General features: G+C 64.3%; 20 protein-coding genes. 8 read left to right on the forward strand and 12 right to left on the reverse strand.

The features are described from left to right. Positions 1-6 precede the first annotated feature (6 nt). From LZ586_RS15530 to LZ586_RS15560, 7 genes are all read right to left on the reverse strand, one after another. Entirely contained in the window at positions 7-1,146 is a 1,140-nt protein-coding gene (locus tag LZ586_RS15530; protein ID WP_235077222.1) for a major royal jelly family protein, read from the reverse strand. Between the two features lie 23 nt (positions 1,147-1,169). Then, complete coding sequence (locus tag LZ586_RS15535) at positions 1,170-1,721, reverse strand: ester cyclase (RefSeq protein WP_235077223.1); 552 nt, start codon at positions 1,719-1,721, stop codon at positions 1,170-1,172. A gap of 15 nt (positions 1,722-1,736) precedes the next feature. Next, complete coding sequence (locus LZ586_RS15540) at positions 1,737-2,447, reverse strand: SDR family oxidoreductase (protein ID WP_235077224.1); 711 nt, start codon at positions 2,445-2,447, stop codon at positions 1,737-1,739. Between the two features lie 106 nt (positions 2,448-2,553). Further along, positions 2,554-2,763: a hypothetical protein gene (locus tag LZ586_RS15545; RefSeq protein ID WP_235077225.1), complete on the reverse strand. Its 210-nt coding sequence runs from the start codon at positions 2,761-2,763 to the stop codon at positions 2,554-2,556. A 61-nt stretch (positions 2,764-2,824) separates the two neighbouring features. Then, the gene (locus LZ586_RS15550; RefSeq protein ID WP_235077226.1) at positions 2,825-3,595 is read right to left on the reverse strand and encodes an SDR family oxidoreductase; all 771 of its coding nucleotides are present in this window, start codon (positions 3,593-3,595) and stop codon (positions 2,825-2,827) included. Positions 3,596-3,635: 40 nt separating this feature from the next. Further along, complete coding sequence (locus LZ586_RS15555; protein ID WP_235077227.1) at positions 3,636-4,490, reverse strand: alpha/beta fold hydrolase; 855 nt, start codon at positions 4,488-4,490, stop codon at positions 3,636-3,638. Further along, a complete protein-coding gene (locus LZ586_RS15560) occupies positions 4,487-5,281 on the reverse strand; it encodes an SDR family NAD(P)-dependent oxidoreductase (RefSeq protein WP_235077228.1) in 795 nt (264 codons plus the stop codon). The genes LZ586_RS15555 and LZ586_RS15560 overlap by 4 nt, the downstream gene beginning before the upstream one ends. A gap of 110 nt (positions 5,282-5,391) precedes the next feature. Here LZ586_RS15560 and LZ586_RS15565 point away from each other — a divergent pair, with 110 nt between their 5' ends. The 3 genes from LZ586_RS15565 to LZ586_RS15575 all read left to right on the forward strand — a co-directional run bounded on the left by LZ586_RS15565 (position 5,392) and on the right by LZ586_RS15575 (position 8,567). Next, complete coding sequence (locus tag LZ586_RS15565; RefSeq protein WP_235077230.1) at positions 5,392-6,345, forward strand: GlxA family transcriptional regulator; 954 nt, start codon at positions 5,392-5,394, stop codon at positions 6,343-6,345. Between the two features lie 336 nt (positions 6,346-6,681). Further along, positions 6,682-7,842 (forward strand): major royal jelly family protein, encoded by a 1,161-nt coding sequence (locus LZ586_RS15570; protein ID WP_235077231.1) that lies wholly within the window; start codon positions 6,682-6,684, stop codon positions 7,840-7,842. Next, the gene (locus LZ586_RS15575) at positions 7,839-8,567 is read left to right on the forward strand and encodes a glycine betaine ABC transporter substrate-binding protein (protein WP_235077232.1); all 729 of its coding nucleotides are present in this window, start codon (positions 7,839-7,841) and stop codon (positions 8,565-8,567) included. Before LZ586_RS15570 ends, LZ586_RS15575 begins: the two co-directional genes overlap by 4 nt. 2 nt (positions 8,568-8,569) lie before the next feature. Here LZ586_RS15575 and LZ586_RS15580 read toward each other — a convergent pair whose 3' ends face one another. Continuing rightward, positions 8,570-9,403, reverse strand: coding sequence for an alpha/beta fold hydrolase (locus LZ586_RS15580; protein WP_235077233.1), 834 nt, complete (start codon positions 9,401-9,403; stop codon positions 8,570-8,572). A gap of 136 nt (positions 9,404-9,539) precedes the next feature. On the opposite strand from LZ586_RS15580, the gene LZ586_RS15585 reads away from it, so the two are divergent. After that, complete coding sequence (locus LZ586_RS15585) at positions 9,540-12,284, forward strand: PAS domain-containing protein (RefSeq protein ID WP_235077234.1); 2,745 nt, start codon at positions 9,540-9,542, stop codon at positions 12,282-12,284. A gap of 216 nt (positions 12,285-12,500) precedes the next feature. Here LZ586_RS15585 and LZ586_RS15590 read toward each other — a convergent pair whose 3' ends face one another. Further along, a complete protein-coding gene (locus LZ586_RS15590; RefSeq protein WP_235077235.1) occupies positions 12,501-12,926 on the reverse strand; it encodes a hypothetical protein in 426 nt (141 codons plus the stop codon). A gap of 368 nt (positions 12,927-13,294) precedes the next feature. On the opposite strand from LZ586_RS15590, the gene LZ586_RS15595 reads away from it, so the two are divergent. From LZ586_RS15595 to LZ586_RS15605, 3 genes are all read left to right on the forward strand, one after another. Further along, on the forward strand, positions 13,295-14,014 hold the full coding sequence (locus LZ586_RS15595) for a cysteine hydrolase (protein ID WP_235077236.1): 720 nt from the start codon (positions 13,295-13,297) through the stop codon (positions 14,012-14,014). A gap of 143 nt (positions 14,015-14,157) precedes the next feature. Then, positions 14,158-14,988, forward strand: coding sequence for an alpha/beta fold hydrolase (locus LZ586_RS15600; protein ID WP_235079829.1), 831 nt, complete (start codon positions 14,158-14,160; stop codon positions 14,986-14,988). Between the two features lie 297 nt (positions 14,989-15,285). Continuing rightward, positions 15,286-15,753, forward strand: coding sequence for a DUF2721 domain-containing protein (locus LZ586_RS15605; RefSeq protein ID WP_261346012.1), 468 nt, complete (start codon positions 15,286-15,288; stop codon positions 15,751-15,753). Between the two features lie 561 nt (positions 15,754-16,314). Here the strand turns inward: LZ586_RS15605 and LZ586_RS15610 are convergent. The 3 genes from LZ586_RS15610 to LZ586_RS15620 all read right to left on the reverse strand — a co-directional run bounded on the left by LZ586_RS15610 (position 16,315) and on the right by LZ586_RS15620 (position 20,038). Further along, on the reverse strand, positions 16,315-17,010 hold the full coding sequence (locus LZ586_RS15610) for an aspartate/glutamate racemase family protein (protein ID WP_235077238.1): 696 nt from the start codon (positions 17,008-17,010) through the stop codon (positions 16,315-16,317). After that, positions 17,007-18,059: a bifunctional helix-turn-helix transcriptional regulator/GNAT family N-acetyltransferase gene (locus tag LZ586_RS15615; RefSeq protein WP_235077239.1), complete on the reverse strand. Its 1,053-nt coding sequence runs from the start codon at positions 18,057-18,059 to the stop codon at positions 17,007-17,009. The genes LZ586_RS15610 and LZ586_RS15615 overlap by 4 nt, the downstream gene beginning before the upstream one ends. Positions 18,060-18,325: 266 nt before the next feature. Then, positions 18,326-20,038 carry a thiamine pyrophosphate-dependent enzyme gene (locus LZ586_RS15620; protein ID WP_235077240.1) on the reverse strand — a complete coding sequence of 571 codons (1,713 nt, stop codon included), beginning with the start codon at positions 20,036-20,038 and terminating at the stop codon, positions 18,326-18,328. A gap of 526 nt (positions 20,039-20,564) precedes the next feature. Here LZ586_RS15620 and LZ586_RS15625 point away from each other — a divergent pair. After that, positions 20,565-21,674: a phthiocerol/phthiodiolone dimycocerosyl transferase family protein gene (locus tag LZ586_RS15625; RefSeq protein WP_235077241.1), complete on the forward strand. Its 1,110-nt coding sequence runs from the start codon at positions 20,565-20,567 to the stop codon at positions 21,672-21,674. Positions 21,675-21,685 lie beyond the last annotated feature (11 nt).

Consider the following 21,685-nt stretch of genomic DNA (forward strand, 5'->3'; position numbering starts at 1 on the left):
TTGCTCTCACTTCAGAAGCACGGGGCCGGCGCCGACACGCACGCGCAGCAGTTGGTAGGGTTGCCGGCGCAGGTCTCGGCCTTTGTGGAAGCCTGCCTGGCGATGCAGCTGGTTGGCCGTGAAGTAGAGCCACCCATCCGTTCCGACCGAAAGCGTGTCGGGCCAGAGGATCCGTGGATCCTGGGCGATTGTCGTCCACTTGCCCTCGGCGAAGCGACGGATCGTGCCGTGTTCATAGTCGCCGGCATAGATGTTGCCGTCCGCATCCTCGGCGAGGCCGTCTGAAGGCGCCTTGGGTCCAAGGTCGGTGATGGAAGCGGCGATCTGCGCCTCCGTGACGCTGGGGTCGCGCAGCAGCGCGGTCGGGACGCTGTAGAAGTGGCGGCTGGAGAGGGCGCAATAGTAGAGGGTGGCGCCATCGGGAGAGATCGCGATGCCGTCGGTGCCGACCAGCCAGGGCGTCGGCGAACCACCGGCCGGTCGGTTCATCAGAACCTGTCCGTCGATGACCGGTTTGAAGCCTGGGTCCGGCATGGTGCTCGCGTGGCCGGAGAGGCGACGGAGCGCCTTTCCGGTCGCGAGGTCGACGACGATCAGACCGCCTGGCCCCTTGATCGAGCTGTCGGTGATGTATGCGACCCCCTGCTCGCCCTGCCGAAGATCGAAGCGAACGTCGTTCAGGTAGGTCGTCGGCAGAACGACGTCCGGCTGGTCGAGCAGCAGGGTCTTCACGATCCTGTTCGTGGCAAGGTCGATAGCGACGAGCTTGGCCCCTCCGGCCACGGGGGCGGAGAAGCCGGGCGCACCGGTGTCGAGGACCCAGAGGCGATTGGCGCCGTCGGCGACGACGCTCTGCACGCTTACGAAATGGCTTCGTGCGGTTCCGCTCCGCAGATCGTTTGCGTCAAGGTTGGGATAGGGCGTCGGCCTTCCATTTTTGAGTTCGGCCACGGCGAATGGCGCCTTGTCTCCCCATTGGGGGTAGTTGAGGAAGATCCGCCCGCTTGGGGCGACCGTGACGCCGGTTGGCATGGCGCCCGTCAGATCGGCGACCACTTCGACGGTGCCGGGCTTCTGCTGAGCCGAGACGGGAGCCGAAATCGTGAGAGCAGTGAGTGTCAGGGCCGCTATCGAGTGTCTGGGCATGAGCAATTCCTTTGGAGGTGTGATCAGCGCGGGACGATGCCGATCTGCTGAAGGAAGGTGAGGTTGTCCTCCAGATGCCAGTTGTCGGTGATCCGCCCGCCGCGCACCCGAACGATGTCGGTGGCGATGAAGTCGACCGCCTGGCCAGTCCCGGCCTTGTCGCCGAAGTGCCCCGTGAAGTGGCCGGTGAAGCGCAGATGCGAGACGACCCGGTCGCCTACGATCAGGCGTTGGACTACCGACACCCGCAGGTCCGGGACTGCGCCGAGGAACGCCTTGGAGGCCGCCATCGGGCCCGCCGGGCCCTGGGGTCGCCCCGGCGGCAGCGTGTGGTCCACGAAGTCTGAGCTGATCGCGGCCGCGATCAGCGCTTCGCTGCCATTCGCCCAGAAGCCGTAGAACGCCTCCACGGGCTTCAGGATCTCGCGGCGGCGAGCATCCGTGATGTCTTTGGAAGACACCAACTCGCGAGGCTGCGTGGCTGCGATCGCAGCAGTGTCGCTCAGCGTCTGCGCCTGCGCCGGCGTCTGTGCGGCAAGCAGGCCAAGTACGAGGCCGATGGTTTTCCGTCGCATGGGAGCTTCTCCTGTTCAGGCGATCGATGCGCCGCCGTCGACCGTCAGGGTCGTGCCGGTGGCGAACGGGTTGGTGGCGAGCAGCAGGATGGCAGCGGCGACGTCTTCCGGATTTCCGATCCTGCCGACGGGGAGACGCGCGGCCGCCCGGTCGAACATCGCTGCACGATCGGGATCGGACATGCCCGCATACAGCGGCGTGTCGATCAGGCCGGGCGAGACGGTGTTGACGCGGACCGGCGCTCTTTCGAGTGCGAGGCCCCGACCCAGCGCCTCAATTGCCGCATTGATCGCGCCCTGCAGAACCGAGGTCGGGCTCGGTCGATGCGAGAGGAAGCCTGACACGAACGTAAGCGAGCCGCCATCGACGATCCGGCTCGCACGGGCGATGCGGTAGGCGCCCCAGAACTTGCTCTCCATGGATGCCTGCGCGTCCGCGATGGGTAGCTTCCCTACGGGGCCTCCTTTCGTCTTGGCGGCTGAGACGACGACGTGGTCGAACGGGGCTTCTTCGGCGAAGAAGCGCTCGATCGCTTCGTTGTCTCCGGTGTCCAAGGGAGCCGGCCGACCCTGGATGGCTGCAGCCGCCTCGGTCAGCGTCTCGCCGCCGCGAGAGGCTACGGTGACCGATGCGCCGCTGCGGGCGAATGCCTCTGCAGTGGCGCGGCCGATCCCGCTGCTTCCGCCGACGACGAGCACTCTGGCATTCTCTAGCCCGATGATCATGATGCTGTCCTCCAATGGATCGCAGACATGGCGGCTTGCGCTGCGCGGCTCCACGGCCAGCTGCGCATGACGGTCATTCGCGGATGAATGCAGGCGGCGACGATGGTCATTCACGTTCGCCCCGTGTCCGGCCCCCACGCCTGCTGCCGAGGTGGTCGAGCACAAGGGGGGCGAGGATGATGAAGACCAGAGCGCCCAGCATCGACGCGACGTAGCTGTCCTTCACCACGGGCATCGTTTCCAAATAGAATGCAGCACCGAGCGCGAGCAGGACGGCGACTCTTGCGATCTGGCCCAAGGCGGCTTTTCCGGACATCGAACCCTCGAGAAGATGGCGGGTTGCCTCGGCCGGCTGAGCCAGCCGAGTCGCATCCGGCTCAGGCGGCCAAAGAGGTCGGGATCGGGTTCTCGACCATCGCGGCATTGAAGCCGTTGACCACCGCATGCTCGCCCGAGCCGGGATTGTCGCGGAAGGCGGTGATGGAGTCGACGATGACCTCCTCGGCGTCGCTGGAGAGCTTCGCCATCGTCTCGGCAATGAAGGCGTCGAGCGGCATCGCGCGCGGATCTCCGCTCTTTGCGATGAGATCGGTGTCCACCCACGGCGGCGCGATCTCCTGCACGCGCACCGAGGTGTCGCGCAGCATGAAGCGCTGCGAAAGCGTGAAGCTGTGAAGTGCCGCCTTGCTGGCGGAGTAGACCGCCGTGGACGCGAGCGGCACGTAGGCGAGCACGGACGTGTTGTTGATGATGACGCTTTGCGGCTGCGACTTCAGTTGCTCGATCAGCGCCGAGGACATCCTGATCGGCCCGAGCAGATTGGTGGTGAGGATCGCCTGGCTCACCGCATCGTCGATGACGCCCGACGCGTCGTCGAACGGCATGATGCCGGCGTTGTTGATGAGGACGTTGAGCGTCGGAAAGCGGCTCTTCAGTTCGCTGGCGGCGGCTTCGATGCTGGCAGGATCGGTGATGTCGAGACGGATGCCGGCCATCCCGGGATTTGCCGCGGTGACTTCGTCGAGCAGCGCCTGCCGGCGTCCCGCGATGATCACCTGGTTGCCCTTGGCGTGGAAGGCTTCAGCAAGCGCGCGGCCGATGCCCGACGTGGAGCCGGTGATGAAGATCGTGTTGTCGGTGAGTTTCATGGTAGTTCCTCTTCGTGTGGATTGGTTTGAGTGGGTGAAATCAGGCGCTCGCGCCGTTGCTTGCGATCCAGCTCGCGACGTGGCGGGCGTAGTCGTCGGCCGCGTCCTCCCAGACGAAATGGCCGCTCTCGAGAATCAGATGGCGGCAGTTGGGAAGGATGCGCTCCAGCAGGTCGCCATTGGCGGGCGGAACGAGCGGGTCGGTTCGGCCCGAGAGGACCAGAACGGGCGTTCGGATGCTTTCGGCGATGCCTTGAAGCATGGGCAGGTCCTTGGGATAGGCCCGCACGTAGGCGGCCGCTTCGATGTATCGGCCATCTGCAGAGGAGAGCCGGTAGTCCTCCATCACCTCCTGCGGGGGCTGCGTTTCGATCAGCGCCTTGATGACCTCGACGACAGGCGCCGCGTCGTCTCCCGGGTTGATCGCTTCCTCCGGGCCCTCGATGATCTGGCGGAGGCGATCGCCCACGAGGGACATGTCCGTCGCGCCGCTGCCGACGGTCAGGGTGGCGAACAGGTCGGGTGCCGAAGCCGCAGCGAACAGTGAGGCGGCCGTCCCGACGTCCGGCGCGACCACGTGGCAGGTGCCGAGGCCAAGTTCGTCCAGCAGGCGGACGTAGAAGGTGCCCATGCCTTGGGGCGTCAGATCGGAGGGTCCAGCCTCCGACCGCCCAAAGCCTGGAAGGTCCACCGCGATCAACGGGCCGAGCTCCGCCAGCTTCGGCCAGATCTTTCGGAATGCGTATATGCTTTCCGGCCACGGGCTCGTCAGCAGGATGGGAACGCCTTCCGTGGCTCCGCCGCGAGCGAGTCGGATGGACCTGCCGTTGATGGTCATGAACTCGGGAGTGGGAAGGTGGTCCACCATGGCGCTCTCCTCGGGCTCGGCGCTCATGCGTGCGCCGGGATGTAGCGGGCGCCGGGCTTGGCATGGGCGAGATCGGCGGTGATGCGGCGACGTTGCGCGTCGTATTCGTCCCAGAGGGAGCCGTCCTGCAGGGGCGGGATGGTGACAACCTCGCCCAGGTCTAGGCCGGTCAATGCCGCATCAACCATCGCCTCCGGACCCATGACCTTGGGGCTGTCCGCGTAGTCGCCGTAGCCAGCGATCCCCCAGAATTCGGTTGCGGTGCCGCCAGGCAGGACGGCCTGCACCCTCACGCCCCTGCCGCCCAACTCGTGGTGGAGCGACTGCGAGAAGGCGAGCACGAAGGCTTTCGTGCCTCCGTAGACGCCGTTCAGGATTTCCGGGCCGATCGCGACGATCGACGAGATGTTGATGATCGAGCCTTGGCCGCGCTCGACGAAGCCCGGAGCCGCGGCGTAGGCCAGCCGCATGGGCGCGATGACGTTCACGCCCACCATCAGCTCCATGCGTTCGACGTCGCTCTCGAGGAGGGGGCTGACATCTCCGAAGCCGGCATTGTTGACCAGCATGGTTATGCTGGCGTTGTCCCGCAGGACCCGCTCGACCCTGAACAGGTCATCGCCATCGGCAAGATCCGCCGTGACGACGTTGACGGACCGTCCTGTCTGGTCGGTGATCCGCTCCGCGACCGCCTGCAGCCGGCTCGTGTTCCGCGCGACGAGAATGAGGTCGTAGCCGCGGCGTGCGAGACGGTCTGCATAGACGGCGCCAATCCCACTCGAAGCCCCTGTCACTAGGGCTGTTCCCATCTTGATCATCGAAGGTCTCCAGTTTCGCCGCTCCTTGCGGATGCATGGAAGGTAGGCTTGCTGGTTCGCGTCCGAAATGACATAGAAGCGTCGATTTCGGACATTCCAGGATCTGAGGCGTGCGCAAGGTCGGATTCATTCTTCACCCGGGCTATTCGCCAATGAGTCTCGCGGTCTCGACGGTCTTCGAGCTGGCCAATCTGCAGGCCGGAGAACCGCTCTACGAGTTGCGCATGCTCTCCGAAGACGGGGGCCCCGTGCGCACCTCGGTCGGCTTCGAGGTCATGACGACCAGGTTCGGTGGCGAGCCGCTCGATCTTCTGGTCGTCGGCGGTAGCATGGACGAAGCGACGCCGGAGGTGGTGGCGTTCGTCCGCAAGGCGCCGGGCTTCGCCCGTCGCATAGCCGCTCCCTGCATAGGGGCGCTTGTGCTCGCCGAGGCTGGATTGCTCGACGGGCGCCGTGCCACGACCCACTGGATGTATGCACGCGAGATGGCCCTGCGGTATCCGCGGGTGAAGGTCGAGGAGGATCGCATCTTCATCGCTGACGGACCGATCTGGACGTCCGCCGGCATGACGGCCGGGATCGATCTCGCCCTGGCGCTGGTGGAGGAGGATCTCGGGATCGAGGCTGCCCGTCAGATCGCCCGCAAGCTCGTCGTCTACCATCGCCGAAGCGGAGGACAGTCGCAATTTTCGACGTTGCTCGAGTTGGAGCCGAAGTCGGACCGGATGCAGGCGGTGCTGACGTTCGCCCGGCGAAACCTCACCCAAAGACTTTCTGTCGACGACCTTGCGGAGGTGGCCCATCTCTCGCCCCGTCAGTTCAGCCGGGCGTTTCAGTCCGAGACCGGGCAGTCCCCCGCAAAGGCGATCGAGCACCTGAGGATAGAAGCGGCCCGTGCTCTGATGGAGGACACGACGCACTCGATCGACGTGGTGGCCCAGCAGACGGGATTCGTGGATCGGGACCGGATGCGGCGTGCGTTCCTCCGCTCCTACGGACAGCCGCCTCAAATGATCCGTCGCGCTGCGCAGGGTCTCTCGGCGTCGAAACCTGTCGACGCCTGAGCGTTGAAGGGCTGCCTCAGACATGGAGCGGGCACCAGGTCGCCAGCGCCGACGGAAGATCGGATGTGCCTGCGCAGCGGCGATGCCGGTGCTGCGGTCTGACTGGACCCGAACTGTTCATCACTCGTCTTTCTCCAGCCAGGTGCCGGGCCGGCGCGCTGCCTGGGGGGGAATGGCAGCGGCACCGGAGGGCAAGTGCTTCAGCCGGCCCGGTCGTGATGATTGTGTCCGGAGGTCGCGCGTCGGAACAGGCGTCCGCGGGTCTGGGCCTCCCCTCCATTGGTAGGGGGACCGGGAGAGCTCGCCCATTCATGAGCGCATGACCGGCATACGGAAGTGGCCGTCCCCGGCGGACGGGTGGCGTGGCATTCTGCCTGGGAGGAGAACGCCATGATCAGAAGATCGATTGTCGCCGGCGTCGGCATCGGGGCCTTGGTGGCACTGGCGGCGGCCACCTCGTCCTCGGCCGCTCTTGCCGACGATGCCCCGAAGCTCGTGCCCGTTGCGCAGAGTGACGCGATGATCTGGAACGCGGTCGCCGTTGACGGGAACCGCATCTTCGTATCCGGCCCGCGCTGGGCTGGAGGCCGAGGACCCCAGCTCAGCCTTCTCGCCGATGGGGGCGAGCCGCGGCCCTACCCGGACGCGGCATGGAACGCTTGGAAGCCGGGCGACGACCCGGCTTCGGCCTTCGTCAATATAAACGCGCTGCATCTGGACGGACGCGGTGGCCTGTGGATCGTCGACACGGGTTCCCCCAGCTTTGGCGGAAGCCCTCTGCCAGGAGGCGCGAAGCTGGTCCGTGTCGCACTGGGCAGCGGACGGGTCGATCGGATCGTTCCGCTTGGACCCGATCTGGCGCTCGACGGCAGCTACATCGACGACGTCAGGTTCAATGGCGATCGCGCCTATCTGACGGATGCGGGTCGTCCCGGTCTGATCGTTCTCGATCTGCGGAGTGGCAAGGGCCGGCGGGTGCTCGATGGTCACCCAGCCACCGTCGCGCCCGAAGGCCGTCCGATCGTCCTGGATGGCGAGACGGTGAAGGGGCCTGGCGGTGCGCCGCTCAAGGTCCACGCCGACCCGCTGGAGGTGAGCGCGGACGGCGCTTGGCTCTTCTTCGGCCCGCTCGAGGGGCCTTGGTCACGCGTTCCCACGCGACTGCTGGAGGATCCAGCGATCCAGCCCGATACGCTCGCGGCGGCCATCGAGCCATGGGCTGACCTTCCGCCGGTGGGCGGAACGGTCATGGGGCCGGATGGAACCCTGTTCTTCGCCGAACTCGCGTCGAACAGCATCAAGCGACGCCATCCGGACGGGCGAATCGAGACGCTAATCTCCGACCCGGCGCTTCACTGGGTCGACGCACCCTTTTTGACTCGCGACGGCTGCCTCTTCCTTCCGGTTCCGCAGATGGATCGTGTCGGCCTGTTCCACAGCGGCAGATCGCAGACCGTCTGGCCGATCAGACTCTACAAATTGGAGGTCACGAAATGAGCAAGATCCGTGTCGGGCATATCGATCTCGGCTTCCATGACGCCAGTGCGCGAGAGGTGGAGGCGGTCCTTGTGCGGCATGGCCACGAGGTGGAGCGCTCCGCAGCGCCCCACGAGGACATGTTCAGGCGAATGGGGCAGAGCGAAATTGACATGCTGGTTTCCGCCTGGCTGCCCTCCAGCCACGGTGCCTACCTTGCTCCCTTCGAGAACGAGGTCCGGAAGATCACGGTGCTCTACGAGCCCTTCTGCATCTGGGGCGTCCCGCATTATGTTCCGGCGAACGAAGTGGCAGCCGTTGAAGATCTCCTGCACGCGCCTGCGGTCGATCGGATGGAGCGACTGATACAAGGCATCAATCCTGGAGCAGGCATCAGCCGATTTTCGAAGGCGATAGTCGAGCAGTATGGCCTGGATGCCGCGGGCTACCACTTCGAGACGGGCACGGAGGCGGAGTGCTTCGAGCGCTTCGAAGCGGCGGTCGCGGAGGGTAGGTGGGTCGTGGTGCCGCTCTGGCACCCTCAGTTCCTACATGCGCGCCATGAGATACGCGCCCTTTCGGAGCCGAAGGGCCTGCTTGGCGGCACTGACCAGGCGACACTCATCGTTCGGAGAGACGCCGAGGAGAAGGTCGGCGCGGCCGCGCTTGATGAGCTCTCCGGGTTGAAGCTCGGTAATGCGAAGGTCAGCGAGCTCGAGGACCGCCTGGTGCGTGCCTCGCCCTGACCTCAGCCGGCGAGGAACAGCTTGGCGTGCGAAAGGAACAGTTCCGGATACTGGAAGTGGGCCGCGTGACCTGCGTCTGGATACAGGATGAGTAGGGCGTTCGGAATGTGCTGTGCGAGATGATACGAGTTGATGGTGGGCAGCATCACGTCGTTGCTTCCATTCACCACCAGCGTCGGCATGGAAATACTCTTGAGGTCTTCGAAGCGCTGCCCATGCGGCTGGAGCCAGTCCCGCCCTGCGGCCACCTGCGCCATGATCGTCTCGCGGCCGCTTGGGGGATCGCGATCCTCCGTTCGCGCGTGTCGGCGATTCCAGAAGGCGCGGCCAGCGGCCTTGCCGGCTTCCGAGTGACCGAAGAACAACCAGAGGAAGTCGTCGAGAGATGCGCTTCCGGACGCGCGCCGGGATACTTCTGCCTGGTGGGGCGTCGGGTCGCCTCCTCTTGGGCTTGTGCCCGCGAGGATCAGGCGCCGTATCCTTGCTGGATGCTGCTTTGCGAGTGCCTGGGCAACCATGCCGCCCATGGAGAAGCCCACAACGTCGAAGCTCTCCAGCTTGAGTGCATCTACGAACTCGAGGATGCAATCCGCCATGCCTTCGATCGTAGTCGGCGTCTGCCCAGTTGACGCCCCGACGCCTGCGTTGTCGACGAGAATGACCTCCCGATGCTCAGCGAGGCCGTCTGTAAGGAGTGGGTCCCAGTGATCGAGACCGCCCGTGAAATGCTGGAGCAGCACGATGGGAAAGTTCGTCTTTGCTCCGAAACGACGATAGGCATATCGCTTGTCGCCGACATCGGCGTATCGGGTCGGGGCGCTTGAATGACGGTCCATGAGATCTTCTCCTCGATGCGTGATTTGGAGAAGCTGCGGGGGCGGCGCGATATGGACGTAGGTAGGGGTGTGGCGCCATGTCGTCACATTTGGGGCGCGTTGTGGGGTCGACATGAGCAATAGACGGAGCCGGCATGTGCTGCTTGTCGCCGCGACCATGCTGGCGCTCTCGGTTCTCGCCGTAGACAGCATCGCCGGCTTCGATGTTTCCGTTTCGATCCTCTATCTGGCGGTCCTCGTCCTGATCGCGCGCGCCGGGACGGCACGGGAAGTCAGCGGCGGCGCCTTGGCGTGCGCCATGCTGGCGGCTGCCTCCTGGTACGTGGTCCATGGTGCAGACCCGACGGTCGCAAGCGTCTTGCGCCTCGCCTTCGCCTGCGTGGCCATCAGCGTGACCGGAGCGCTGCTCATCAGCCGCAAGAAGCTGGAGACGGCGCGCCGGGATCTGGAGCGCAGTCGTGCCGAAGTCGAGTATTTCGCCAACTCAGTGCCTCAGATCCTGTGGCGGGCGAATGCTCAAGGGGAGATACAGTATTTCAACGCGCGGGTGAGCGAGGTCACCGGCCTGAATCGCGAGAGCGCGCTTGACGCGCAGCGCTATATGGAGGCCATCCATCCTGACGATCTCGCATCCACCGCGGAGGCGGTTGCCGCGGCCGTCGCTGCGCAGACTACCTCGAGCATCTATGCTCGTCTGCGGCATGTCGATGGTAGCTATCGCTGGATGCACCTGTTCGACCAGCCTGTCCGCTCCCCTATAACCGGGGAGATCGAGCGTTTTGGCGGCGCCACCGACGTTCACGAGGAGTTCGAGAGCAAGCAGGAACTGATCAGGCTCCGCTCCGAACTGGAGGACACCCAAAGGGATCTGGAGCACTTCGCGGACTCTGTTCCGCAAATCCTGTGGCGTTCGACCCGCGAGGCACATGTCGACTACTACAACAAGCGATACGACGAGATCGTCGGTCGCGACCGGCACGATACGATTGCGCGGCAGGACTGGATCGAGGACTTCCATCCCGACGATCGCGACTGGTATCTCGAGCGGGTTCGGACCTCATTCGAGGCGGGCACGGAGCTTCAGGCCGTCTTTCGCCTGCGGCACGCGGATGGCAGCTATCGGTGGATGTCGCTTGTAGGTAGGCCGGTGCGCTCCGAGGACGGGGAGGTGCTGCGCTATTACGGCGGGGTCTCCGACGTTCACGAGGATGTGCTCGCGCGGCAGGAGCTGCAGCGATTGAGGGGCGAGCTAGAGCAGAGCCAGGCCGAACTCCAGAACTTCACCGACTCGGTTCCCCAGATACTATGGAGAGCGAGCCCGGAGGGTCCCGTGGAGTATTTCAATCGCCGCTACACCGATCTCACCGGGCAGTCGGTCGAAGACGCGATCGCGAAGGAGAGCTGGCGCGAGACTATCCACCCGGAAGATCGCGAGCAGGCGTTTGCCGCCCTGGTTAAGTCGAGAACTGGAGAGGGGCCGCTTCGCTGCAAGTTCCGGATGCTGCACGCGGACGGCAGCTATCGATGGATGTCGCTCTATGCATTGCCGGTCTTCGATGCCGACGGAAGGATGACGGGACGCTACGGGGGAACCGTCGACATCCACGATGAGGTCCTCGCGAGCGAGCAGATCAGTCTTCTGAATGCCACCCTGGAGGCTCGTGTCGAAGAGCGGACAGCAGACCTCCTGCGGACGGAAGCACGGTATGCGAGCCTGTTCGACGTCAGCAACATCACCTTCGCGGAGATGGACTTCAGCGCGACCGAGCCGTTGCTGGACGAGTTGCGCGAAAAGGGTGTGACGGATCTTCGCGCCTTCATGACGGAGAATCCGGACGTATTCGCGCGATGCCTGGCGCTCATCCGAACCACTAGGGTCAACGAGGCTTTGGCTCGGATGATGGGCTATGCGGATGTCGCAGAGCTCGTTTCCAATCCCCCGGCGCAGAATGCGGATGACGGACCTCAGGTGCTGCTGCGGCAGCTGGAGATGTATTACTACGGCATCGACCATATAGACGGACGAACCGTCCTGATGGGGAAAAACGGTGTGAGGATACCCGTGTACTTCACGGTCAATCGTCTTGCCGACGGCCTTCACCTGTCGAGCCATGTGGATCTGCGGGCCCAGGAGAGGATCGAGGAGCTTCGGCTTGCCGCGAAGGAGGAGTTCGCTCGCGCCAACCGGGTCGCCACAGTGGGGGCCTTTTCCGCGTCTATCGCCCACGAGCTGAACCAGCCCATCGCCTCGATGGTCATGGACGCGCAGACGGCCCTGAGATGGCTGCAAAGGGAGGAGCCGGATATCGGCTCCGCCGAGCGTAGCCTCGAACGTCTGACGCGCACGACGCAGCGGGTGGCCGGCATCGTCAAACGAACGCGCGACAGCATCGTGGCAGGAACTCGTGTCGCTAAGCCGGTCGACCTGTGTGCACTCGCCGCGGAGACGCGCGATCTGCTTGAGCGCGACATGCGAGTTGCCGAGGCGGCTCTCGAGATCGACTGCGAAGACGGATTGCCGCTCGTTTCGGGTGACCCGGTCGATCTGCAGCAGATCTTCGTCAATCTGGTCAGCAACGCGGCTGATGCGATGCGCGATCAGCCCGGCGAGCGCATCATCTCGCTTTCTTTGGTGCGTGCCGAGGACGGCGTCCGCGTTCGGGTCTCCGATACGGGTCCGGGCATACCGGAAGGCGAGTTCGAGAAGCTATTCCAGCCATTCTACACCACCAAGCCGACCGGCATCGGGATGGGCCTTCAGATATGCAGGTCGGCGGTGGAGGCGCTGGGCGGCGAGTTGGCAGCCATGAACCGCCCCGAAGGTGGAGCGCTCTTCACGTTCACGCTGCCGTCTCTCGAAGCAGGCTCTCCCAGGGGATGAGTCCGTTCATTGCTTGAGCAGCGCATCGGTTCAGAGCCGGTCCGATGTGTGCCCAAACACTTCCGTCGTTCCGCAGCCAAGTCGCCGAGCAGTCAGGTGCGTGGGAGGTCCACACGCAGCCCAGCGGAGTATGACTTACCGGCCGGCCATCGGATCATGGGGCTTCTACACCGCTCTAGGACTTCCATCTCTCAACTACGGCCAAGGAGGGAGCCATCAAGAGCAACCTTCGACATAGGCCAGCACCGGCATCAGGCCGATGTGGATCAGGCTCACCTTTCCGTCGCGTCCGATCTCGAACCGGACCGCAGGGCCGCCGCTCGCCGCGTTTGGAGCCGTAAGATACTTGGCCGGGGCCTTCTCGTATTTGTGCGGCTCCTCGCGGAAGCCTCCGAACCACTTCTTCACGTCCCTTTCGGTTGCGCCAACGCCAAGTCCCTCAGCGAGCTTCACATCGGAGCGCTGACCGACCGTTATGCGCTGAACCTTCCCACCTGAGACGATGGCATAGACGCCGGGGTATCTCGGCGAGCTGACGGTGCGGCAGGCGCCGCTGGTCTGGGCGCCGCGCTCGGCCCATGATCCTCCAGCGGGAGGTGCCTGGCCGATCCTCAGATCACCGAGACCCTCAAGCCCGATCACCTTGGCCGCGACAGAACCTGCTGAAGTCTCATCAGCCTTCGCAGGCTCCACCTTCCGCCTGGCCTCGGTCGGGATAGGAGACGCTGCCGCATCAGCCTTGGCTGGTTCGCCGCCTCGCGGCGCAGTGACATTCGCTCCTTCCGATCCGGGAGAGCACGCGGCGAGCGCGAGGATGAACGCGAGGGGAAGCGGCCTGAACGTGATTTCTGGTCTCATGCGAGAGGAACGTGGGGCGACGACTGGAGGTTTCCTGCCCCTGCCTTGGTATGGGTGCGCGCCTCCTCTCGTAGAATGGAAGCGGCGCCATCGAGCGAGCAGGAATTGCGCAACGGCGATCTTGTTCGCCGCTCACCCGCTCCGAGGTATCGATGACCTATACGCCCAGCAATCCGGCCTACGCCGACCCTACTGAGCCGGCGCTCCCACCGAGCACGTTCAAGCTCGACCTCGCGCGCGTCGCCATCGTCGTCACGGACCCGCAGATCGACTTTCTCGGCTCGGCGGGGGCGGCGTATCCGGTATTCGCCGAGAGCATCGCGGAGCAGGGGACGGTGCCCAACCTGCGGCGATTGTTCGAGGCGGCGAAGCGGTTCGACCTCCCGCTCATCATCTCCCCTCACTACTACTATCCGCACGATCATCGCTGGAGCTTCCAAGCGCCCGGCGAGGCATTGATGCACAAGCTCGGAATGTTCGAGCGGAGGGATCCGCTCTCAGTCGACGGCTTCACCGGCTCGGGAGCGGACTGGCTTCCTGAACTCAAGGATCTGATTGACGACGGGCGGACGGTCGTGTGCTCGCCCCACAAGATCGCTGGCCCGCAGACCAACGACACGCTCTTCCAGCTGCGCAAGACTGGTGCCACGCAGGTCATTCTGGCTGGAATGGCCGCCAACTTCTGCGTCGAGTCACACCTTCGTGATTTCGTCGAACATGGTCTCGAGGTCGTGGTCGTCCGTGACGCGACCGCCGGGAGCAAGATTCCCGAGGGCGACGCTTACGCCGCCGCACTATTGAACTTCCGGTGGCTGGCGAATGCGCTGTGGTCGACCGAGGAGACCATCGAGAAGCTGGAGGCGGCGCGATGACTCTAGGTGAACTGGATCTGGCCGTGCTCCTGGAGCCGACCCGCCGCCAGCTTCTTGGCGGAATGATCGCCGCAGGCGCGGTCGCCGGCGTTCCCGCCTTCGCCGCCCCCCTTTCCCACGACCTAGCAGACGGAGACATGACCATGGCCACGTTCACGACCAAGGATGGCACGCAGATCTTCTACAAGGACTGGGGGCCCAAGGAGGCCCAGCCGGTCGTGTTCCATCATGGCTGGCCCCTGAGCGCCGACGACTGGGACGCACAGATGCTGTTCTTTCTCGGCCACGGCTACCGCGTGATCGCCCATGACCGCCGCGGTCACGGTCGCTCGACGCAGACCGACACCGGCAACGACATGGACACCTACGCCGCGGATGTCGTCGAACTCACCGACCACCTGAACCTGAGGAATGCCGTTCATATCGGCCACTCCACCGGCGGCGGCGAAGTGGCTCGCTATGTGGCGAGGGCGAAGCCCGGCCGCGTTGCGAAGGCGGTGCTGGTCAGCGCGATCCCACCGATAATGGTGAAGTCGGACAAGAACCCCGGCGGCACGCCCATTTCCGTCTTCGACGGCTTCCGGCAGGCGCTCGCGGCGAACCGCGCGCAGTTCTACCTCGATGTCGCGAGCGGGCCGTTCTACGGGTTCAACCGGGAGGGTGCAAAGGTCGTTCCCGGCACCATCCAGAATTGGTGGCGTCAGGGCATGATCGGCGGCGCCAAGGCGCAGTACGACTGCATCAAGGCCTTCTCCGAGACCGACCAGACTGAAGATCTGAAGGCGATCACGGTTCCGACGCTCGTGCTGCACGGAGATGACGACCAGGTCGTGCCGATCGCCGACGCCGCACTGCTCTCGGTGAAGCTGCTCAAGCACGGCACGCTCAAGGTCTACAAGGGCTATCCCCATGGGATGCTGACCACGCACGCCGAGGTGCTGAACCCGGATCTGCTCGCCTTCGTAAGATCCTGAGGAGCACGGTGGTGGACGTCGGTGCACCGGCCTCGGCGTCCGCTGCCGCTGCATACCGGAGGAGCGGCTGGCGATCGGCTCAGCGGTCGGGCGCGCGGAGGCGGCGCGTGGTCTCCTTCGCGTCGACCACCACCGCCGGATGGACCTGCTTCTGCGCCCCCGGCCGAAATCCGCGGAACGAGGTGGGCCAGGGACCCTCTGTAGCCGGCGCGCGCAACCTCGCGCCGTGCTTCTGACTTCCGAGTAGGTCCCGTGTCCGGCGGATGCGCCTTGAATGCCGCAGCGACGGCGCATGTAGTGCAGACGGCGTTGGCTCCCGTCTTCATGCTTTCGGGGATAGGAGCGCTTCTGAATGTGTTCGCTTCCCGGCTGGCGAGGGTAGGCGATCAGGCGGATCAGCTTGCCCGGGAGCCGTGCGACCCGGCGCGTGCCGCGCGCTTGCGGAGGCTCCGGCGGCGCTCGCGCGCCCTCGACTTCGCGGTCGTTGCCGCCGCAGTCGCGGCGGCGATGACCTGCGGCTCCGTCTTCGTCCTGTTCCTGGCCGCTTTGCGCGACCGTGCAGCGGCTGAGCTGCTGTTCGCGCTCTTCGGCGGCGCGGTAGTCCTGACGATGCTCGCAATACTCTTCTTCGTTGGAGAGATGCTGCTCGCAGCACGAGGTCTGCGCCGCGCAGTCGATGAGACGATCTCCACGATCTCCGACGCTGTCGTTCGCCCGGGCCAACTCGCCCAATCTGAGGGGTCGCTGACCGTCAGCGGAGGCTAGCGGCTTCCCTGCGGACGGCTGCGGCGCAACTTCAACGCAGCGAGGAGAGAGGCGTCCTTGCGTTGCGAATGATTGAACGGGTCAATGCACGTGCGGTCGTGGTTACACTTAGACGCCGATCATCGCCGGATTCGGCCCGTTGGCACTTCACCTTGCGGAGCCGATGCCGCCGTGCACTAAGGGATGGGTGACCTGATGCGCATCGGCAGCGTCACGGCTTGGGCGGCCGCAGGCGTTCCGTTGTCGAGCGCCCTCTACCCTGAATCGCAACCCACCTTACTTAGGATTTCTCCGACAGCACGCTGGCTGGAGGGAGTGGAAGCGTGTTGCGTGTTAGCGGAAGTCTGCTTACGCCCGATCTCAGCCATTCAGTCGAGTATTGCGAGACACTGAAAGCAGTCATTCGTTCAGCGCGATCTTACCCGCTTTTCCATCTCCGCGCGGCGATTTCGGGAAAGAGCGATCGGGAACAGGTTTTGGGGCGGCGAAACCAGAACCGATCACCTGGGCGGCAGGCGCAGCCCGCTTTACCGGTGAGGGTTCGTTCTCGAAATGCGGCGGTTATCCTGCCAATGCCATCTCGATCGCCGCTGCCGCATGAAGGGCGGTCGTGTCGAACATCGGCACCTGACTATCTTCCGGCCGGATCAGCAGCATGATTTCGGTGCATCCCAGGATCACCGCCTCCGCGCCGCTCTCAACTAGGCGGGTGATGATTGCGCGGTAAGCATCGCGCGATGCCGGCAAGACTTTACCAGCGACTAGCTCTTCATAGATGATGCGATGGACGGTGGCGCGGTCCTCATCGTTTGGAGCGATGACGCTGAGGCCATGCTGATCGGCAAGCCGTCCTTTGTAGAACGCGTGCTCCATCGTGAACGCCGTGCCGAGCAGGCCTACCTTCCTGAAGCCGGCCGCCTTGATGCGTTCGGCCGTGGGATCGGCTATATGGAGCAGGGGCACGCCCACCGCGGCCTGAACGTCGGACGCCATGCGGTGCATGGTATTGGTGCAGATCAACAGCACGTCCGCACCGGCCGTCTCGAGGCGTTGTGCCGCATTGACCATATGCGTCGTCAGGCCAGGCCAATCGCCCCTGTGCTGCAAATCCTCGATCTCCGCGAAGTTGAACGACCATAGGAGGCACCGGGCCGACGCGGTCGGACCGAGCCTTTCCCGGACTCCCTCGTTGAGTATGCGATAATACTCCGCCGAACTCTCCCAGCTCATGCCGCCGATCAAGCCGATCATCTTCATGCCGCTACACCCGTCTCGGCCCCGACATAGCGCATAGCTACATCGCACCTCGCATAGCGTGCGCCGTAATTGGCCATGATGGCCGCATCATGCCTGAACCCCAGCTTCTCGTAGAGGTGGATCGCCGCGGCACAGCGGCTGTTCGTCAACAGGTAGAGGGGATCGGCTCCGAGCGCGTGCGCCTTGTCGATGACGGCGTTCAGAAGGAACTCGCCGGCCTTGAGCCCGCGCGCTGTCTTGCGGACCCCCATCTTGGTCAGCTCGAAGCCGGTCGCGCTGGTCTTCTGAAGCGCGCACGTTCCGATGATCCCCAGTTCCCTCGCCTCGACGAACAGGACGGCACCGCCGGCTTCGATGATGCTGGCGCGCGGATTCTCCAGTGTTTTCCGATCCGTCTCCTCCATGCGGAACATGTCGGAAATCCATTCCGCGTTGATGTCGTGGAACTCGCGGGCGAGATCGTCGGAATAGTCGCGGATGGACAGCACGTTGGGCTGCGCTTGCGCCGCCAATTGATCGAGAGGGGTAGCCGCGAGCGCGTGTTCGACATCGGCGATGATCGCCAGAAGCTCGTCGGCACGTCCGGCTAGCAGCCGATCGATAGCTTCGGTGACTTGGGGAAAGACAAACAGCTTGGCGCGGGCAATTGCGGCGGCACCATTGTCGGTCAGTGATATGGTTCGGTGTCGCTGATCCCTTCCAGTCTCAGCCCGCACCAGTCCCATCTCCCCGAGCTGGCCTACACCTCGCGTTATTCCGGGCTGGCTAACGCCCACCACCTGCACGAGTTGACCGATCGTCAAAGCGCGGCCGTCCAGGGCTACGAGCAGGGGCATGTGGGCGGGCTGCACCTCCAGTCCAGCGGCAGTGATGGCCCGCGCCGCACCGGCCTGCATCCGCTCCCCAAGCCTCTTAAGCCGGCTTCCCAAGAAGGCGCTGCCCATGCCTCGAATCACATCATCCATAGCAACCCCACAGCTGATATATACCGCGTTATATAGGGACAGGATGAATAGGAAAGTGGAATTGGTGAATACGGGAAATCCCAAGCATCATGCGCAGAGAACGGCATGGGCTATCCCGATTCACCATTGACTTCGGGAGAGGCGGCAGCGTTCCGCGATGTCAGCTATCGCGATCTTTCTTCCCGGAAGCGGCCAGTCCGTAAGCCACCCACTCTTGGACGCTCGCTAAAGCCCAGTTTGGGTCCAAAGCGCGGACTAGACTTCGTTGATCCTCTGGTGCCGGAGGGCGCCTCCAGCCGCTTCATGGTCTTGCGTCCACATCGCGGCCCGGGACTCGATGATACCGGGGTTCAACCAATTGCTGCACCGATCAGGTGCAGAACGTCATCCGTCTTGCCTGCGAGCACGGCCTTGGCGGAGTAGAGAGCCGTTCCGAAGATCTGGCTTGGTGCCACCTTCGGCGGCATCACGAGTTCGAACCTGTCGATCACCACGTCAAGAAGAGCGGGTCCCGGCTCGGCCAGCCATTGCTGCACTGCCTCATCCACGTCGCTCGACCGTTCGACGCGGCGGCTCCATAGTCCCATCGCCTGAGCCACCTCAGAGAAGTCGGGGTTCTTGAGCTCCGTAAACGCCTCCAGAAGGCCCTCTACCTTTTGCTCGAGCTCCACGAAGCCGAGCGTGCCGTTGTTGAAGATGCACACCTTGATGGGCAGCTCCTCCTGCACCGCGGTCAGCAGGTCCCCCAGCAACATCGCGATTCCGCCGTCTCCGGACAACGAGATCACCTGACGGTGCGGAAACGCCGCCTGGGCGCCAAGCGCCTGAGGCATCGCGTTCGCCATGGTTCCATGCGTGAGCGAGATGACCGTCCGGTTCCGACCCGTCGCAGGGACGTGTCGAAGGCACCACACCATCGGAGAGCCGCCATCGGCGGTGAAGACCGCGTCAGGTGCTGCGTGTGCCGCGATCTTCTCGGTGAGATATTGCGGGTGGATCGGGTGTCCGTCATCGACGACCGCGTGCTTGCGCTGCGCTGCGACGGCTCGCGTCCGGTGCTCCAGGCACTCGTCGAGGAACGAGCGGTCCGTCCTCACTCCGATGAGGGGCAGCAAGGCTCCAAGCGTCTCCTTCACACCTCCGACCAGGCCCAAGTCGATCGGGTGGCGGCGGCCGAGGTGCGTTCCGTCGATGTCGATCTGGATGATCGTCGCACCCGACGGATAAAATTGTCGCCAGGCGAAGTCACAGCCTAGAAGCAGCAGCGTGTCGCAACTCGTAAGCGCGTGATAGCCGGCTTCGGACCCGAAGACGCCGGTCATGCCGACGTCGAAGGGGTTGTCGTACTCTAAGAAGTCCTTGGCCCGCGAGGTGTGCGCGACCGCCGCGTTGAGCTTCCGGGCGAGCTGGACCACTTCGTCGTGCGCCTCTGCGCATCCTGAGCCACCGTAGATCGCGACGCGTTCGCCGCGGGAGAGGATGGCTGCGACTTCGATCAGGGCTTCTTCTGCAGGGATCACCTGCGGGTCGGCGCGATGAACCTTGAAGCCAGGTTGGCCGGAGGCTGGAGACTGTGCGACGTCGGCTGGCACGATCAGGACCGCGACCCCTTTCTTGGCAAGGGCCGCCTGTGCCGCCATCGCGGTCATCCGACGGGCCTGCGCTGGAGTGCGGATCTCCTCGCAGAACACGCTGCAGGAAGCGTAGATAGCCTTGAAGTCGACTTCTTGTGGGAAGTCGAAGCCCAGTTCGTCTCGGACGATCTGGCTGGCGATCAGCACGACCGGAGCACGGTTCCTGTGGCTTTCGAACAGCCCGTTGATGAAATGCAGGCTGCCGGGACCGCAGGAGCCGGCGCATACGGCGAGTTCGCCGGTCAGCATGGCTTCGGCACCTGCCGCAAACCCGGCGGCTTCCTCGTGACGGACGTGGACCCAGCGCATGTCGCTTCGGCGAATGGCGTCGGTTACGTGGTTGAGCGTGTCGCCCGGAACGCCGTAGCAGCGGCTTGCGCCTGCCTCTCGAAGGGTGTCGATGATCACGTTCGCGACGGTAAGGGCCATGACGGACTGCTCCTGCGAGGGTTCGGGTTCTTCTATCAGTGTGGCCGCTGTCCCATAGTCATACCCTGGTAGTGCTTGCCTCCCCCTCAGGAGCCGCTCGCACGACCTTATCCGACGTCCCCAACGCGGCAGACAGCCTCGGCAGACCTGCAGGCGAACGCCTTCTAAGCTCCAGCCATGTTGGCCGCCGTCTTGAAGCGGGTGCGGTTCGATGGGCGAAGGATCAGAGACCGCGCGGTCGCTACCGGTCCGTCCAGGCCATCCCGTCCTGTGCGGTACGGAGACCAGAACACCTACTGATGTCCGGGTTAAGCCGCCCGCTCCCTCAGGTTAGACGAGACGTAAGCTCCAGGGTGAAACCGGATCGGCACCCGGGCGGCGTTGCGTCCCGGTGCATCGGTGCGCGCCGAAAAGGAAAGCGTCGTTCCGATCATGCAAGAGGTCTGCGAAAATGGCTGAATCAACGGTTCTTCGTCCACTTGGCGCCATAGAGAATCTGTTCTCTGCCTATTCGGAGGTTGGAGCGATGGCCTTCGCGCTGGTTGCGGAGCTCGACGGCATCCTGGAGCAGGAGGCGCTGGTCAGCGCGTTGAAAGCGGTGCAGGCCGTCCACCCGCTGCTGCAGGTCAGGATCGGGACAGATGACGAGGGGCGCCTGAGTTTTCTTCGGTGCGACGGACCGATCGCGCTGCGTGCGAAGCGAGTTCCCGTGATGGATCTTGACCAGGAGATAGTGGGAGCCCTTGGAGAGCCATTCGCGTTGGGTGACGGGCCTCTGCTGCGGGTGACGGCGATATCGGAGGGAGAGGCCACCAGTCTGATATGCGTCTTTCACCATGCGGTGACGGACGCGAAGGGCGCGCTTCTGATCCTGAAGCAGCTTCTCGCCGCGACCGGTGGTGAGTCTCTGCCGGGTAAGGCCGACTTTCTCCCGCTGGATCATTACGTCGGCTATCCCACGCCGCCTCTGTTGCGCGGCAGCATTCAGCCTTCGAGGATCGAGAAGGGCTTCACCGTGGCGAGTCACTGTTTCACATCCCAGGAGACCGGGTCCTTCCTGGAACTGGCCAAGAGACACGGTGTCACCTTCAACTCCCTTCTCGTCGCTGCCACTGCCGAACCGCATCAGCCCGCGCTTGCCCGAAGCGCCCTTCGAGTCATGTCCCCAGTAGATGTCCGGCCGCTTTTCGAAGCCTCCGCGGCGGACGGCCTCTTCGTCACGATTGCGGTAAGTGTCCGGGATGCCGGAGAGGACATGTGGCATCATGCCCGCCGGATCGGAGACGGCATCGCTGCCGCCCGAACGCCCAAGAGCATCGCCGGGTTCGTGTCGGCAATAGGGGACCGCTTCGCGTCGGCCGGCGATTATGAGGCGGAAAGGGACCGGCTCATCGCGAATGGGCCTTACGACGCGATCGTCACGAATCTGGGCGTGATCGCCGCCGCCCGCGCGATTGACGGACCGCGCTGCTTGCGAATTCTCGGTCCCATTCTGAAGCCTTTCCGAGGACAGGACGTAATCGCCGCCTCGACCTACGCAGGACGATTGACGCTGATTCAGAGTTCGGCGGATGGCGACGCCGACTTGCTGCCCCAGCTCCGGCATCTGCTGGAGACACTGAGCAAGGAAGGGTAGGCTGGCGGTCT

The sequence above is a fragment of the Sphingomonas sp. S2-65 genome (assembly GCF_021513175.1).
Lineage (GTDB): Bacteria > Pseudomonadota > Alphaproteobacteria > Sphingomonadales > Sphingomonadaceae > Sphingomonas.